Genomic DNA, 17,694 nt, shown 5'->3' on the forward strand with positions numbered 1-17,694 from the left:
TTACAACAACTAATTAAATCACATACGCCAAACTTTAACATCGTAAAAAAAATGAAACACATCCGTCTTACTGCATTAGCGGCAGTACTTACCATTGTAACCATTAGCGCCACACAGGCTGCTAAATCTTTCAGGTCGCTCGTCTATTGGTATGACCCATTTACGTATGACTACCTGGGATCAACTTTCGATAAAGACAATCCGCCAACAGGTTGTAAAGGAAACGGAGGACTGTGTGCCTATGGCTACTCCTCTCCCGATCCGACCACAACGTCCATAGCCCGTGCCTTCAAAGAGTGATAGCCAGCCGGATACAAGCTGCCTTTCCGCCAACAAAACGTTGCTACCCCCCGGTAGCAACGTTTTGTGCTTCAGGGCGAAGCGATTTCCCCTCCGGTCATTTCCGGCAACGATTGCGTAAATAAAATTCCCCTGATCCATTCTTTTGCCTAAACTTTTCTGTAGCTTGGCTCCTATTAGTGTCAGTAAGACACTGAAGATGCAACTGCAGTTTGTGTAATTTCCATGATTATGAGCGGCGTTTTTTCACTGTAGACTGGCCCATAAAAACAATAGCAGACCGCGCCCTGCTATCCATTTGAAAAATTTGAATAAAATTCCATCAGGTATGAAAAAGTATGAATATCACCATCTCAGGGTAAGGTTCTTATCGTTGAATGTTACTACTACAAGATCGTAATACGGCAATTGCTGTATAGGATCCAATTTCTCACAGGGGATATAAACTGGGACACCACCCATTAATAATTGTAAGGCCGTATGCCTGCATCAGACATACCACCATGCGCTGACTATCCCTCATTGTATATGCCTTAAATAATGCGGGCAATGTTAAAAAATCTACCATGTATCCTGATAAGGATAACAGGATTGCTATTTTTATGTTCCACGGCCTTTGCACAGCAGAATAACACGCCTGCTACGCCGGCAAAAGAAATCATCTTAAAAGGGAAAATCTTTGACGCTGATGAAAGGACCGGGCTCCCCGGAGTAACGGTTCGTGTAAAAGTAGGTAACAAAGGAACAACTACCACTCCCGATGGATCCTATACCTTAAAGGTCCATGAAAACTCTACCATTGTCATCTCCCTCATCGGTTACGTCACACAGGAAATTGCTGTCAACAAACAGGAAGCTATTGATGTTTTCCTGGAAAAAGACGTAAAATCCCTGAATGAAACCGTCGTTATCGGTTATGGTTCGCAAAAGCGCGCAAACGTACTGGGCTCTGTTGCAGTGGTGAATACTACCGAAATACAGGATCTGCCCGTAGCCAACCTGGCCACTGCTCTCCAAAACAAGGTACCAGGTGTATCTACCGCCCAGTCTTCAGGACGCCCCGGTTCCACCACCACGGTCACCATCCGTAACCCTGTCACCTGGGCCGCTACAGGTGCATCCACCGATCCGCTCTACGTAATAGACGGTTTCCAGATGACGAAGGCAGATTTTGACAACCTGGATGCAACCATGGTAGAAAGTATCACCTTCCTTAAAGATGCCGCTGCCTCCATCTATGGTGCCAGGGGTGCAAACGGTGTGGTATTGGTGAAAACAAGGATGGGCAAACCCGGCAAACCACGCATCAGTTATGCAGGTTCCTATGGTATTTCCAACGCAACCTACATTCCTGAAATGCTCAATAGTTATGACCATGCCAGCATGCTCAATAGCAAATATACCAGCCTCAAAGATGCCAATACCGCCAAATATTACACTGATGATGAACTGACCTATCTCAAATCACACAACTATAACTGGATAGATGATGTCTGGAAAAAATCACATCTCTCCCGCCATACCATCAATGTAAGCGGTGGTAGTGAGAGAGTGACTTTTTTCGCCGGCGCCAACTACTACAAAGAAGATGGAAACGTAGGCGACCTGTATAGCAATAAATATGGTGTGCGCCTGGGCATCAACGCTAAAATTGTGGATAACCTGACCGCTACTGTCTCCTTTGCTACAGACAACTCTATCGTGAACAGGCCTACGCCCAAAACCGTTGCCTCAGGAACCACCGAACAGTCAGACCAGATGAACGCAACTGTAAGCGCGCTGCTGCTCACACCAGGATGGGTACCTATGTACATCGATGGTAAACCGGTATATTCCTCTGTACCCGGCTGGAGCCCCGCAGAACTGGTGAAAACAGGCAGTTATGCCAAAACCAAATCACAGGGTCAGACCATCAACGCCGCATTGGATTATAAACTACCTGCCATCAAAGGGCTTTCCTTCCGTGTACAATACGGACGCAATGCCCGCACTGATTTTGGCAAGGAATACTATGTACCTTACTACCTGTATAACTTTATCAGGGAAGGGGCACATGTTACTTCCCAGAACGTGATCTTTACCAACAAGACCACTGCTACCAACGCCACCACATTCATCAAGAACGGGAACGTGATGCTGGAAAACTATGGTGGTTCATCCAACTATCAGCTGGATGAAATGGTTACATACGCACGCACTTTTGGTAAGCATGACTTCAACCTGCTGCTAGTAGCAGAACAGGGCGAGTCACAGAGCGATGCTTTCAATACCCGCCGTGAAACGGTCGTTATTCCGGGAATTGATGAACTCTTCGCATTCAGCCAGGATAAATCACTGTATGACAATGGTGGTTCTGCTGGCGAAACCGGTCGTATGAGTTACCTGGGCCGCCTGAACTATAGTTTCTCTGAAAGATACCTGCTGGAAGCTACTTTCCGTGCAGATGCTTCTCCTAATTTCCCGAAGGATTCCCGCTGGGGTTACTTCCCTTCCGTAGCCCTCGGCTGGAGGATCTCCCAGGAAGACTGGTTCCATCGCAGTGTGAAATTTATCGATGACCTGAAGGTCCGCTTCCAGGTGGGGCTGACAGGTAACGATGCGGTGAGAAACTACCAATACAAAGAAAGATATACCCAGACAACAGGTATGCTCTTCGGGAGCACCTATACCAGTGGGCTGAGTAACAATGATATTCCCAATGAACACATCACCTGGGAAAAAGCCCTTTACAAAAACCTGGGCTTTGATGGTACCTTCTTCAATTCAAAGTTCAACTTTGCAATAGACCTCTGGCACCGCTATAACTACGATATGTTGCAACAGCCTACCAACACTGTTCCTTCCACCTTTGGGGTGGCTATTGCAGACCAGAACTATGGCAAACTGAAATCATGGGGCCTTGAAGCAAGCCTGGGTTACAATGGTGTAATCAATAAAGATTTCAAATACTATGCTGCCATCAACTTCGGTATTAGCGACAATAGAGTGATCCGCAAATACTATGGTGCAGGCGATACCGCCTGGAAGAATCCAATAGGCCGCAGAACGGACAATGGGATGGAAGGTTATAGATCTACCGGCATTGTACGCACACCAAAAGAGGCAGAAGATTTCCTCATCTCACACCCGAACTGGACGATTGATGGTAACCCCCTCATCGCTGGTTACATGAACTACCAGGACATCAATGGGGATGGTAAAATAGATGCGAATGATAAAACCCGGATCGCACCGAGAAGCAGCAGCATTTTTGGGATGGGCTTTAATCTTGGCGGAAGCTGGAAAGACCTGAAGCTGAACATCAGTGTAAGTCTGCAGGTAGGCGGATACGAAGCATATGATAAAACAGCGAGAACGCCTCCTTCAGAGAACGCCCGCGCACTCGGTATCTGGAAAGACTCCTGGTCACCCAATAATCCGAATGCGAAGTATCCGCTCATGAACTCTCCACTCATCAGCGAAGTATCTGACTTCTGGGTGCGTAGTGCAACAGCCATGCGTGTGAACAATGCACAGTTATCTTACAGCCTGCCTAAAGAGCTGTCTGCAAAATGGAAAATTCCTGAACTGCGCATGTTCCTGACAGGTTCAAACCTGTGGGTACTGATCAATCATCAGCCTTACAAAGACCCGGCTACAAACCTGGCGATCGATTATCCTGCACTGCGTACATACACATTTGGGCTGAACCTGAGCTTGTAAAATCAACAATTATGCAAAGTAAGATTAACTATATATACATCTTCCTCCTGCTGGGGCTTTGCTCCTGCTCCAAGATCCTGGACAAAACGGACCTCTCAGGTATCGATGAAATGGCCTGGGATAATGAGTCTACTGCCACTCTTTACCTGAACAGGTTGTATGACCTTGCCATGCCTACCTGGCCCAATCTGCAGGGGGCAGGTACGCTTCCTACTGCAATTCATGACCTGGCTGATGATTACAACGGTGGCGATAACAAATTGTGGTATGGAACACTCTCAGTAGACAATGTCAACGACTTCTATGGTGGTAATGCATCTACCAATGCCTGGGCCTACATCCGCAAGATCAATATCCTGCTCACTGAAATTGAAAAAGGTACACTGGATACAGATACTAAAACAAAGATTAAAGCACAGGCCTATTTTCTCCGTGGATGGATTTACTTCCAGCTGGTGAAACTATATGGTGGTGTGCCATATATCAATCATCCACAGGACTGGATCACAGAAAACCTTTTCGTAAAAAGAAACAAAACTTCTGAATGTATAGATTCTATCGCGAGAGACTTTGATATGGCGACTAAATGCCCTGCCAGCTGGGGTAGTGCTGACAAAGGACGTATTACCAGGGGCGCTGCATTAGGTATCAAAGGCCGTATGCTCCTTTACTGGGCAAGCCCTCAGTTCAATCCAAACAAAGATCAGGCGCGCTGGGAACGTGCATATCAGGCAAACAGAAATGCATATGATACCCTGCTCATAGATGGAGCAGCCCTGTATCCTTCCTACGCCAATATATGGCTGGATGAAGGTACAGGTAACAAAGAAGTCATTATGCTGCGTTCATTTGACGGGGCTAACAAAGCCAGCACATTTGACGATGCTGCCCGCCCTTACTCTGAATCAAATGGGGGAGGAGGTTCTTATCAACCTACACTGGACCTGGTAGAGACTTATCCTACTAAGGATGGATTGCCTATCACCGATGCTTCTTCCGGTTATGATGCGGTGTACTACTGGAAAAACCGTGATCCCCGCTTTGATGCAACCATTGCTTACAATGGCTGTACATGGCCGCTGAGCAATAAAACCAATCGCAGGCAATGGAACTACGCTGGTATGACAGACGATAAAAGCAAACCCTGTGTAACAGGTTTCTATTGCCGCAAAAATTGTAATACAGCGACGATTAAAGATAATACCAAACTGGGTAAAACTGACTGGGTAGAACTGCGCCTGGCCGAAGTCATGCTCAACCTGGCAGAATGTGCAAATGCGACCGGCCGTACACAGGAAGCATACGATATGCTGATTGCTATCCGCAAAAGGGCTGGCATCAATCCGGGTACAGACAATATGTACGGTTTAAAAACCGGTATATCACAGGACGAGCTGCGTACTGTCATCCTGAATGAGCGCCGGATCGAACTGGCTTTCGAAGGTAAACGCTATGACGATATGCGTCGTAATAAACTATTCGATCAGCTGAATGGTAAGAAGAGAAGAATACTCACACTGTCCATAAAATCACCTTATACAGTAGCTATCCTGGAGAAAACCGATGGCGAGGGCATCATGCTGCGCGACAAGCTGGATATCAATGGTAGTGACTACACTACCTATTTCTCACCGGCAGTGGGTTACCTGGATACACAGGGGTCTATAAATTATCCTTCTAATTATTATTTTTACGGTATACCTACATCAAATATACAACGGAACCCATCGCTGGAACAGACACAAGGATGGAACAGCGGCACCTTTAATCCTTACGAATAATCTGAAATTAAATAACCGATGAAAAAGTATTTCATACTGGCAGCAATTTGTCTCGGGCACCATGCATTTGCTCAATATCCAACCATACCGAAAGCTGTACAGCAGGTAAGTGATTCTATGCTGGAAGGTGCCAAAAAGCACGCTGACGAGGCATGGCAGAAAGCATTACCCATTGTAACGCAGGAAGCACGCAATGGCAAGCCATATATACCTTATGCTTCCCGGCCTACCGATCTGCCACAGGCCAGCATTCCTGCCTTCCCCGGCGCTGAAGGTGGTGGTGCATATACCTTTGGCGGTCGTGGAGGTAAAGTATTCGTAGTAACAAGTCTGGCCGACGAGGGGCCTGGTACGCTCCGCGAAGCCTGTGATCAGGGGGGCGCACGTACCGTAGTTTTCAACGTAGCCGGTATCATCCATTTAAAGACCCCCATTATCCTTCGTGCACCCTATATCACCATCGCGGGGCAGACCGCCCCAGGTGATGGTGTTTGTGTAGCCGGCGAAAGCTTCTGGATCGATACGCATGATGTAGTGATCCGGTTCATGCGCTTCCGCAGAGGCGAAACGACCGTAGGTCGTCGTGATGATGCACTGGGTGGCAATCCAATTGGTAACATCATCATCGACCACTGCTCCGCCAGTTGGGGCCTGGATGAGAACATCTCCCTGTACCGCCATATGTATAACCCGGGAGAAGGTTACCAGGAAGAAAAACTCCCGACTGTCAACATCACTATTCAGAACTGTATTTCATCAGAAGCACTGGATACTTACAACCATGCTTTTGGCAGTACACTGGGTGGGGAAAACTGTGCCTTCATCCGCAACCTCTGGGCTTGTAATGCAGGACGTAATCCTTCAGTGGGCTGGTTCAGTATCTTCAACTTTGTGAATAACGTTGTGTTCAACTGGAAACATCGTACCGTAGATGGTGGCGATTACCGTTCACAGTTCAACATCATCAATAACTATTTCAAACCCGGTCCTGTCACGCCAAGGGATGAGAATGTAGGCCATCGTATTATCAAGCCGGAATCCGGCCGTAGCAAACTGAAATACCAGCAGTTTGGCAGAACATACGTAAGCGGCAATATCATGGAAGGCTATGATAACATCAATAAAAATAACTGGGATGGCGGTGTACAGGTAGAAGACCTTGGTAATGCAGGACAATACACAGCAGATATGAAAGTAGATCATCCGGCACCAATGCCTAAGATGACGATTCTCTCTGCAAACGACGCTTACCAGTATGTACTGGACAATGCAGGTGCGACCCTGCCAGTACGTGACCCCGTAGATAAACGAGTGGTTGAACAGGTGCGCACCGGTAAGATCCAGTACAAAGACAACACCGAATCTAAAATTGGTAGTGAATTCATCAAACGCAGACTGGCGCCTGATTCCTATAAGCTAGGTATCATTTACGATATTGCACAGGTAGGTGGTTATCCTGAATACAAGGGCAAACCTTACAAAGATGCTGATGGCGATGGTATGCCCGATGAATGGGAAACTAAACATGGCCTGAACCCAAAAGATGCCAGCGATGCAGTAAAAGATAAGAATGGCGACGGGTATACCAATATCGAAGATTTCCTGAATGACATCAAAGGTGACAAGAAGCCATATACCATGATCATCAATGAGCGCGTAGCTAAGATCGTATCCACATTGGGGATTGAAGAGCCGGTAAAGAATGACCAGGTACAGGCCATCATTGCACAGCAATATGTGGATATCAAAGACAACGAGGGTAAAAAAGATACAGCGCTCCTGCATGAACTGCACCAGCACTACCTGTCAAAACTCTCTTCCGTATTAACTACTGAACAGGTGACGAAAGTAAAGGATGGTATGACATACAGCATCCTGCCTGTCACCTATGGCGCTTACCTGGACATGCTGCCTAACCTGACAGCTGCCCAACAGCAACAGATTATGACCTGGCTGGTTGAAGCCCGGGAACATGCCATGGATGCAGGTACTTCCGAACAAAAACATGCAGTGTTTGGCAAGTACAAAGGAAGAATCAACAACTACTTATCAGCATCCGGTATTGATATGAAAAAAGCAGAAGCAGACTGGAAGAAACGTAGGAATGAAAAATAAGTTATTATGGACGCTGGCCTGTGGTCTGACACTCACAGCAGGGGCACAGCAGAAGATACAGCCACCCGTATCGGTTGGTAAAGAAGGGCATCTGGTGTATACACCAGATGCCTTAGGCAATCGTGTACCTGACTATTCATATTGTGGATACCTGGCAGGAGATAGTGCGATCCCTGATCTGCCGGCACGTATAGTGGTGCCTGTGGGTGGCGATATCCAGGCTGCCCTGGATCAGGTAGCTGCTGCTGGAGGTGGTGCCGTTGTGTTGAACAAAGGTACTTACCAGGTATGGGGCACATTGCACATCAGGAATAGTCATGTGGTGTTAAGAGGGAGCGGACCTGAAACTATTTTATTCGCTGCCGGTACTGATCGCGCTCCGCTTATTCGCATATGGGGTGTGCATAACAAACAGTATCAAACGCCGGTGAATATCATTGATGCGTATGTACCTGTCAATGCTACAACTATTACCGTAGCACAGGCAGGGTTCAAACGGGGAGACAGGGTGGAGATCACCCGGCCCTGTACAAAAGCATGGATCACAGCATTAGGTACAGAACACTTTGGCGGTGGCATCACCGCCTTAGGCTGGAAACCCGGCGAGCGCGTAATCCACTGGGATCGTAAAGTGCTGGCAGTACATGGTAATCAGCTTACGCTCGATGCGCCATTGACCACAGCACTGGATACAACTTACGGCATCGCTACCGTTACGGCTTATGAATGGCCCGGGCAGATCACACATGTGGGTGTGGAAAACCTGCGATGTATAGCTGCCGTAGATGAAAACCGACCCAAAGATGAGGATCATCGCTGGATGGGTATCACCATCGAAAATGCGACAGACAGCTGGGTCAGGCAGGTTTCATTCGAGCATTTTGCCGGTTCGGCAGTGGCCATCTGGGAAACTGCGGGCCGGATCACTGTAGAAGATTGTATCTCATTAGCACCTGTGAGTGAAACAGGCGGGCAGCGCAGGAATACCTTTTTTACTGCCGGTCAGCAAACGCTTTTCCAGCGTATTTACGCACAATATGGCTATCATGATTTTGGCGTAGGCTATTGTGCGGCGGGTCCGAATGCATTTGTACAATGTGAATCGCGGATGCCCTTTAGCTATAGTGGTACCCTGGATAGCTGGGCCTCCGGCGTATTACTGGATAATGTGCAGGTAACAGGGCAGGCACTGGGTTTCCCTGACAGGGGGCAGGATGGACAGGGGGCTGGCTGGTCTGCTGCCAATAGTATGCTCTGGCAATGTGCGGCTGCAAAGATCATCTGCCCGGCACCCCCGGGAGCAATGAACTGGTCATTTGGTGCCTGGGCACAGTTTCAGGGTAATGGCTACTGGAATAGTTCCAACGAATACGTCAATCCCCGCAGTTTATACTATGCACAGCTGGCAGATCGTTTAGGGAAAGATGTATCAGACAGGGCGCGGCTCATGCCAGCTACATCTGAGGCATCCAGCAGTCCTTCACCGCAGCAGGCGGCAGAACTGATTGCACAATCTAAGGAGCCGGCATTGACCCTACAGGAATGGATTAGGAAACAAAAGCCGGTAATAGTCAACACACAGGGAATTAAAGTAGCAGCCAAAAAGAGCGAATGGGTTTCTTATCCTCCGGCAGCTGTTATTCACATCCAACAGGGTAAAATTTTAGATGGTGCGCAACTCCTCACTGGTGGCCGCCATGAAGAACCCTGGTGGCGCGGAGGTATCCGCCCTGAAGATGCAAAAGAAGCCGTACCTGCATTGACGCGTTTTGTGCCAGGCCGCATAGGTACAGGTTTTACAGATGATATAGACAGCGTAGCCAGCTGGATGGCGCAAAAGAATATCATCGCCTTTGACCATAACTATGGCCTCTGGTATGACAGGAGAAGAGACGATCATGAGCGGGTATTACGTATAGACGGGGATGTTTGGCCCCCCTTTTACGAACTGCCTTTTGCCCGTAGTGGAGAAGGCACTGCCTGGGATGGATTGAGCAAATATGATGTAACAAAATACAATACCTGGTACTGGAACCGTTTACAGCAATTCGCATCCAAAGACAGGATCTTAATTCACGAAAACTACTTCCAGCATAATATCATCGAAGCCGGTGCCCACTATGCAGATTTCCCCTGGCGACCTGCAAACAATGTGAATAACACCGGTTTCCCGGAACCGCCGCCGTATGCCGGTGGCAAGCGCATCTTCATGGCAGCACAGTTTTACGATACCAGCCATCCGGTACGCCGTGCATTGCACCAGGCATATATTCGCCAGTGCCTGCAAAACTTTGATAACTATAGCAATGTCATACAACTAATTGGTGCAGAATTTACAGGTCCTTTGCACTTTGTTCAATTCTGGGTGAATACCATCGATGCGTATAAAAAACAACATCCATCTAAAAATATCATAGGGCTCAGTACAACAAAGGACGTACAGGATAGTATCCTGCAAAACCCGGCCTACTCACAGGTGATCGACCTGATCGACATTCGTTACTGGCACTATCAGCTGGACGGTAAAACCTACGCTCCGCAGGGTGGCCAGAACCTGGCTCCCCGTCAGCATGCACGCCTGCTGAAACCAAAGAAAACCAGCGAGGAAATGGTGTACAAAGCTGTTCGTGAATACCGGGATAAATATCCCGGCAAAGCAGTTATCTACTCAGCAGACAGTTACGATCGTTTTGGATGGGCGGTATTTATGGCAGGTGGCTCATTGCCAGATATTCCGAAAATTGATGTTCCTGGATTTTTAAAGGCCGCCGCCGGCATGCAACCTGTAGATCTGCCCGGTGTAATGGCTTTAAAGAATGCAGCAAACGAATACATTATTTACTGTAATGCAACTGCAGAGATATCAGTAGAGACGGGTGTACCGGGCATAGCCCGCTGGATAGATGCGAAGGATGGACACCTGATCAGTAACAAAAAGATCAGTAGCTTTAAATTCCATAACCCGCAACAGTCTCCCGCGGTGTTATGGATAAGCCGCAAATAGTTTAAGCATGAAATTGAAAACACTGTTTATCGTATTATTATTCCCGTTCCTTACTTATGGGCAAAGTAAAACCCTGCCCCTGAAGGTTTCAAAGGATGGGCACTTTTTTCAGACATCCAATGGACAGCCTTTCTTCTGGTTAGGAGATACCGGCTGGTTACTCTTTACCAACCTGGATGATGCAGCGGTAGATCAATACCTGGATGACCGCCAGGAAAAAGGCTTCAATTTGATCCAGGTGATGCTGTTGCCTAAACTGGCAGCCGTAAATCAGAGAGGCGATTCTGCCCTGCTGAAAAGCAACCTGGCCCTGCCGCAGAAGAGGTACTTCGATTTCGTGGAAAGTGTAGTGGACAAAGCTGCTGCCAGGGGCATTTACATGGCACTGGTACCGGTATGGGGCTCACCTGTCAAGGAAGGAAAAGTATCGCCGGTAGCAGCCACTGCGTATGCACATTACCTCGCTACCCGTTTCCATGATAAAAAGAACATTATCTGGCTGAACGGTGGCGATATCAAAGGCAGTGATTCTACAGCCGTATGGAATGCCATCGGCAATACCCTGCACAAAGAAGATTCCGTACATCTTATGACCTTTCATCCAAGAGGCCGTGCACAGTCATCTGACTGGTTTCACAATGCTGCCTGGCTGAACTTCAATATGTTCCAGTCCGGCCATCAGCGTTATAGCCAGGATACAACTGTCAGGAAATACGGAGAAGATAATTTCAGGTATATCCAGGCAGATTACAGGCGGACACCTGTAAAACCTGTACTGGATGGAGAGCCATCCTACGAAGGTATTCCACAGGGATTGCATGATCCGAAGGAGCCATTCTGGACAGACAAGGATGTACGTCGTTATGCTTACTGGTCTGTATTTGCCGGTGGCGCAGGGTTTACCTATGGCCATAGTGCGGTGATGCAGTTTCACAAGGCAAAAGAGAAAGGGATATATGGCGTAAGAGAAGTATATACGGATGCACTCCGTGCACCCGGTGCTTCACAAATGAAATATTTAAAGCAATTGATGATCACCCGTTCCTACTTCGATCGGGTACCAGACCAGTCACTGCTGGCAAAGGATACGGGTACCAAACACCAGCGGATCATTGCTACAAGGGCTAAAACATATGCGCTTTATTATACTGCCACCGGTCGTAGTATCCCTGCACAGTTAGGCAAAATCGAAGCGAATTACATCGCGGCTTCCTGGTATGATCCACGCACCGGTGTAAGCACTCGGATCGGTATATTTCCAAACAAAGGTGTAAAGGTATTTGACCCGCCAGGAAAGGAAGAAGAAGGGAACGACTGGGTACTGATCCTGGACCGTTCTTAAAATAACCCAATTTTCCCACGTTATGCGACTCATTTACTTACTGCTTATATGCTGTATTGCCTGCCGCTCCGGAAAGGATGTGTACATGTTCACATCCTTCCGGGAGCCTGGCCAGGATGGCCTTCACCTGCTGTATAGCCATGATGGTTATAACTGGACGGATATCCCCGGGTCATTCCTGACGCCCACAGTGGGTGGGAAGATCATGCGTGATCCCAGTATTCAGCAGGGCCCTGATGGCACCTTTCACCTGGTATGGACCAGTGCCTGGAAGGGTGATAAAGGCTTTGGCTACGCCAGTTCCAAAGACCTGATCCACTGGTCAGCAGAACGCTATATTCCCGTTATGGAGGATGAACCCACTGCTGTCAATGTATGGGCACCGGAGCTTTGTTATGATGATGAGCATCAACAGTTCCTCATCATCTGGAGCACCACCGTTCCGAATCGTTTTCCCAAAGGTGCTGAAGAAGAGAATAATAACCATCGCCTGTATTATACCACCACCCGTGACTTTGTGAACTTTTCTCCTGCAAAGCTTTTTTTCGATCCCGGTTACAGTGTCATAGACGGCACTGTCGTCAAAGCTGCCAATCACAGGTACGTGCTGGTGGTAAAAGATAACACCCGTCCTGAGCGGGATATTAAGGTCGCCTTCAGTGAGCACGCTACAGGCCCTTTTCAGGCTGTTTCAGCGCCTTTTACTGATAAGCTGACTGAAGGGCCATCTGCTATCAAAGTAGGGAAGGAATGGCTTATTTATTACGATAACTATGGCACTCATCATTACGGCGCAATAAAAACAATCGATTTCAAAAGCTTTACCGATATCTCAGCCAAAGTCTCACTGCCAACCGGACATAAACACGGCACCCTATTCAAAACCAGGAAAAAGGTCCTGGAAGGACTTTTAGCCCAAACCAAATAAAGATGCGAATATCCCTCACCATGCTGCTGACCATTTGTTGTGCGCTCACTTACGCACAGGACACCACCCATCATCCACCCGATTCCATGAAGGTCCGCGACCTGAACGAAACAGTCGTGATCGGGTATGGCGTAGTAAAGAAAAGAGACCTGACAGGGGCTGTGTACACCGTCAAAAAAGACGTGATCATGCAGGCGCCTGTCGCCAATGCCCTGGAATCCCTCCAGGGCCGGGTACCCGGTATGGACATTACGCGCAGCAATGGTACCCCCGGCTCCAATGCCGATGTCCTGATCAGGGGAACCCGTTCCATTGCCGGCAGTAACGGCCCCCTGTACATCATCGACGGGTTGCAGGGAGGTAGCATGTCCTACCTGAACCCTTCTGATATCGAAAGTGTGGAAGTATTGAAAGACGCTTCTGCCACCGCAATCTATGGATCGCAGGGTGCGAACGGGGTCGTGATCATCACCACCAAAAAAGGTAAACCCGGCAAAACGAAAGTCTCCTACAACGGTTACTACGGCGCTAACGGGTATACACAATATCCGCCTCCCCGCCTCGGTGAAAGCTATTTACAACTCAGAAGGGAGGCCTGGAGAGCCAGCCTCAATCCCGGGGAGACCCTGCCGGATGATGCTACCATCTTTGCCAATGCAGGTGAATATGATGCCATTCAGAAAGGCCAGTGGGTGAACTGGGTAGATCTTCTTTTGCACAACAGCAGCCAGCAAAGTCATTCCGTATCCCTCAGCGGTGGTACGGACAAAACCAAAGCTTTTATGTCCTTTGGTTATTACAGGGAGAACGGTGCCCTGAAGTATACCAACCTGACCCGTTACTCCGTTCGCCTAAACCTCGATCAGGAGGTTTCCCGCTTTGCCAAAGCTGGTATTCAAAGCCAGATCAATTATACCACGCTGAATAAACGAAAGGACCCCATGAGTGTAGCCCTGTCTACATCACCACTGGGTGTGCCCTACGATGCATATGGTAACGTGAAGGTATACCCTGTGGCAGGGAATACAAACACCCTATCGCCGCTCACTGATGACAGAGGACCGGAAGTGGCCACAGATCAAACCATTGGTGCGACCGTGTTCATGAATGGCTACCTGGACCTCAAACCCATCAGGGGGCTGACTTTCCGCTCCAACCTGGGTACTTTCATCAGTTTTAACAGGGTCGGCATCTACCAGGCAGCCACTTCCCTGAACAGGGCCACTGATGGCACCAGCTATTCAGAGGTGACCAATGGTAATACCCGTTATTACAACTGGGATAACGTGCTCACCTACAACCTGGATAAAGGCGATCATGCGATCACCATTACCGCATTAAGCAGCTATACCCACAAGGATGCGGATACCAGCAATGCCTATGGTATCAGGCAGGCATTGGGCACCCAGTTGTTTTATAACCTGAATGCGACAGAGGTCACCAGCAGAACTATTAAATCCAATTACAGGGGTTCAGCAACCATGTCATATGCAGCCAGGATCAACTATGCCTACAAGGGTCGCTACCTGCTGCAGCTGAGTGAAAGAATAGATGGCGCTTCCCGCCTGGCCGTCGGTCATAAATGGGCCGGATTTCCTTCCGTATCTGCAGCATGGAGAGTGAGTGACGAAACATTCATGCACAAGCTGCGGAATCTGGATGACCTGAAGCTCCGGCTCAGCTACGGTGTAGCCGGTAACTCAGGGATTGCTGAATATGGCACCCAATCAGGGCTGACGCAGGCTAATAATATTTCATTCGGGGAGATCCCCGCACCCGGTTATACTTTCAATGCCGTGATCGGCAATACGACCCTGGGTTGGGAACTCTCTGCTACTACTAACGCAGGTGTGGATATGGCCTTTTTCAACAGCCGTATCAGTGCCAGCATCGATGCCTACAATACCAAAACCACCAAACTCTTATTGCTCAGAAACCTGCCTGTGTCCACCGGTGTATCATCCGTATACCAGAACATAGGTTCTACCAACAATAAAGGGATTGAGATCGCACTGACTAAAGTGAATGTTGTGCAAAAGAATTTCAAATGGACATCTACGCTCACCTTCACTACGAACAGGGAAAAGATCGTCAATTTGGTAGGCGATAAAGATATGATTCAGCAGGAAACCAATTCACTGTTGATCGGCCATCCGGTAAAGTCTTTCTTTACTTATCAGAAACTGGGCATCTGGCAGACAGACGAAGCCGGCAAAGCTGCTGCACTCAGCATGGGTGGTACGCCTTTTAAACCCGGTACCATCAAAGTGGCGGATCAGAATCATGATAGTATCATTAATGACAATGACCGCACTTATTTAGGTTCTCCTGTGCCTAAGTGGACCATTGGTTTTCAGCATACATTTACCTACCGTGCGTTCGATCTGGGCCTATTCTTTTTTGCCCGCTGGGGCCAGATGGCCTATGGCGAATTCCTGGGCCGCTACAATCCCAGTGGTGAGGGTGGCGGACCTGCATTCCCGGATTACTGGACACCTGAACATCCAACCAACGATTATCCACGTCCTAAGAAAGGCGCTAAGTTCGGTGACTATGCAGCTTACCAATCCATGCTCTACATAGATGGTTCTTATTTCAAGCTGAAGAATGTCACGCTGGGCTACACATTGCCGCGTGCTATCAGCAGCCGTATGAATATCGAACACCTGCGCATCTATGCGACTGCGTCAAATATTTTCACCAAAGCGCGCAGTCACCTGTTCAATTATTACGATCCTGAAAGAGGTGGTTCAGAATCATCTCCGCTGAACAAACAGGTAGTAGTAGGATTAAATGTGGATTTCTAAACCCAATCAAATGAAAAACTATCTTCTCATCATAATCATGCTCTCAGGTATTACTGCCTGTAGCCTCGATGAATACAATCCTTCGGGTATTACTGCCGATGCGATCTGGTCCAGCCCAGAGGGCTTTGTAACAGTAGTGAATTCCGCTTATTCAGAACAACGTGCCTGGTATGGAAAAGATAATGGAGAATGGATGAGCGAAATGGGAACAGACCTCTGGTTCAACTCACAGCGTGCTAACTATGCAAATGAACTGATGCGCTATGAAAACTTCATTCCCAGCAAGGGAAATCCCAATATCACGACCTGGAAAAATATGTACACTGCTATCAATATCTGTAACGCCGGCATTAACCGTATTGGCGATGCTGGCTTTACAGATACAGTGATGCGCAACCAGCGCCTGGGTGAATTGCGTTACCTCCGCGCATTTTATTACTGGCATGTGGCTGAGCAATGGGGCGGTGTCATCCTGTCTACGACAGAAACCAGCAGTGCCCTGACAACAGCTATTCGCAGTGATATAAAAGACTTCTACAACCTGATACTCGGTGACCTGGAATATGCTGCCAGGCACTTGCCCATTACATATGGTTCAGAATACAGCCGGGCTACACAAAAGTCAGCACTGGCTATGCTGGCGCGTGCCTATCTCTCATGTGCTTACTATTATACAGGTAGTGAACAACAGGAATACTTCAAAAAAGCTAAAGCTGCAGTAGATGAAATCATAGCCCGCAAAGCTGAATTTGGCGTGTCTCTCTGGGATAAATATGCAGATGTATTTAATCCTAAAAACAACAAGCAAAACAAAGAAGCCTTGTATACCATCAGTAATTCACTGACCTATACACTGGATTATGATGCGAATGCAAACCGCCTGCACATGTGGTTCCTCACTACTTATAGCTCAAAACCCGGCTTACAGCAAAGTATGGATTATGGCAGGGATGGTACCCGTTACTTCATGCCAACACGGGCCTTGCTCGATTTCTTTGATGATGAAAAAGACAGTCGCTTTGATGGTTCATTCCAGACGGTATGGATCTGCAACAAGGCATATACCTGGACAGAAACGGATGTGAAGAATTACGGAAAAGATCCCTCAATCATAGGCAAAACCATGGTAGTAGGAGTAGATACCGCCATGTATATCACCAAACATGCAATGCCGGACAAGCGTACCCGTCCTTACCTGGTGATAGACAGGGATAGTGTGTACAATACCAATGGAACTATCAAGGTAGGAAATGACTATGTGCCACTGAAGAAATTCATGGATCCTGTTACCCGTTCAGCTGCCAATGCACAACCGGGTTTCCTGGATATACTGGTGATCCGCCTGGCAGAGATGTACCTGGTTGGTGCAGAAGCAGCCTTGCAATTGGGTGATAACAATGCCGCCGCTGCTTACATCAATGTACTGAGAACAAGAGCTGCAAAGAAAACGCCTGTCGATTACACAGCCGCCATGCAGGTGTCTGCCAGCGATATCACGCTCGATTTCATTTTAGATGAGAGAGCAAGGGAACTGGCTGGTGAACACATTCGCTGGTTTGACCTGAAGCGCACCGGTAAACTGGTTGAGCGTATTCATACTTACAATCCTGATGTAACACAGGTACAGGAATTTCATCGTTTGCGCCCCGTGCCGCAAACACAAATAGATGCATTGTCAAACGGAGCAGAATTTGGGCAGAACCCAGGTTACTAAA

The 17,694-nt window shown here is 48.0% G+C and carries 9 protein-coding genes; all 9 read left to right on the forward strand.

Annotation, left to right across the window (positions count from 1 at the left end; translation table 11 throughout):
- Positions 1 to 51 precede the first annotated feature (51 nt).
- Positions 52 to 300, forward strand: coding sequence for a hypothetical protein (locus tag U0033_RS26845; protein WP_072360167.1), 249 nt, complete (start codon positions 52 to 54; stop codon positions 298 to 300).
- Between the two features lie 549 nt (positions 301 to 849).
- Positions 850 to 4,002, forward strand: a complete 3,153-nt coding sequence (locus tag U0033_RS26850; RefSeq protein ID WP_072360165.1) for a SusC/RagA family TonB-linked outer membrane protein — start codon at positions 850 to 852, stop codon at positions 4,000 to 4,002.
- Between the two features lie 11 nt (positions 4,003 to 4,013).
- Positions 4,014 to 5,783 carry a RagB/SusD family nutrient uptake outer membrane protein gene (locus U0033_RS26855; RefSeq protein WP_072360163.1) on the forward strand — a complete coding sequence of 590 codons (1,770 nt, stop codon included), beginning with the start codon at positions 4,014 to 4,016 and terminating at the stop codon, positions 5,781 to 5,783.
- Positions 5,784 to 5,801: 18 nt separating this feature from the next.
- Positions 5,802 to 7,898, forward strand: coding sequence for a DUF3826 domain-containing protein (locus U0033_RS26860; RefSeq protein ID WP_072360161.1), 2,097 nt, complete (start codon positions 5,802 to 5,804; stop codon positions 7,896 to 7,898).
- Positions 7,888 to 10,902: a DUF6298 domain-containing protein gene (locus U0033_RS26865; protein WP_072360159.1), complete on the forward strand. Its 3,015-nt coding sequence runs from the start codon at positions 7,888 to 7,890 to the stop codon at positions 10,900 to 10,902. Before U0033_RS26860 ends, U0033_RS26865 begins: the two co-directional genes overlap by 11 nt.
- A gap of 7 nt (positions 10,903 to 10,909) precedes the next feature.
- Positions 10,910 to 12,244 carry a glycoside hydrolase family 140 protein gene (locus tag U0033_RS26870; protein ID WP_072360157.1) on the forward strand — a complete coding sequence of 445 codons (1,335 nt, stop codon included), beginning with the start codon at positions 10,910 to 10,912 and terminating at the stop codon, positions 12,242 to 12,244.
- Positions 12,245 to 12,266: 22 nt separating this feature from the next.
- Positions 12,267 to 13,172 (forward strand): glycoside hydrolase family 43 protein, encoded by a 906-nt coding sequence (locus tag U0033_RS26875; RefSeq protein ID WP_072360155.1) that lies wholly within the window; start codon positions 12,267 to 12,269, stop codon positions 13,170 to 13,172.
- Between the two features lie 2 nt (positions 13,173 to 13,174).
- On the forward strand, positions 13,175 to 15,979 hold the full coding sequence (locus U0033_RS26880) for a SusC/RagA family TonB-linked outer membrane protein (protein ID WP_072360153.1): 2,805 nt from the start codon (positions 13,175 to 13,177) through the stop codon (positions 15,977 to 15,979).
- Between the two features lie 10 nt (positions 15,980 to 15,989).
- A complete protein-coding gene (locus U0033_RS26885) occupies positions 15,990 to 17,693 on the forward strand; it encodes a RagB/SusD family nutrient uptake outer membrane protein (protein WP_072360151.1) in 1,704 nt (567 codons plus the stop codon).
- The last annotated feature ends 1 nt before the right edge of the window (position 17,694 follow it).

The organism is Chitinophaga sancti, assembly GCF_034424315.1.
GTDB classification, from domain to species: domain Bacteria; phylum Bacteroidota; class Bacteroidia; order Chitinophagales; family Chitinophagaceae; genus Chitinophaga; species Chitinophaga sancti.

What these genes read in the sequence shown, in the direction of transcription:
- U0033_RS26870 (WP_072360157.1), top strand. Translation starts at nt 10,910, where the DNA reads ATGAAATTGAAAACACTGTTTATCGTATTATTATTCCCGTTCCTTACT.
- U0033_RS26845 (WP_072360167.1), top strand. Translation starts at nt 52, where the DNA reads ATGAAACACATCCGTCTTACTGCATTAGCGGCAGTACTTACCATTGTA.
- U0033_RS26880 (WP_072360153.1), top strand. Translation starts at nt 13,175, where the DNA reads ATGCGAATATCCCTCACCATGCTGCTGACCATTTGTTGTGCGCTCACT.
- U0033_RS26850 (WP_072360165.1), top strand. Translation starts at nt 850, where the DNA reads ATGTTAAAAAATCTACCATGTATCCTGATAAGGATAACAGGATTGCTA.
- U0033_RS26855 (WP_072360163.1), top strand. Translation starts at nt 4,014, where the DNA reads ATGCAAAGTAAGATTAACTATATATACATCTTCCTCCTGCTGGGGCTT.
- U0033_RS26860 (WP_072360161.1), top strand. Translation starts at nt 5,802, where the DNA reads ATGAAAAAGTATTTCATACTGGCAGCAATTTGTCTCGGGCACCATGCA.
- U0033_RS26865 (WP_072360159.1), top strand. Translation starts at nt 7,888, where the DNA reads ATGAAAAATAAGTTATTATGGACGCTGGCCTGTGGTCTGACACTCACA.
- U0033_RS26875 (WP_072360155.1), top strand. Translation starts at nt 12,267, where the DNA reads ATGCGACTCATTTACTTACTGCTTATATGCTGTATTGCCTGCCGCTCC.
- U0033_RS26885 (WP_072360151.1), top strand. Translation starts at nt 15,990, where the DNA reads ATGAAAAACTATCTTCTCATCATAATCATGCTCTCAGGTATTACTGCC.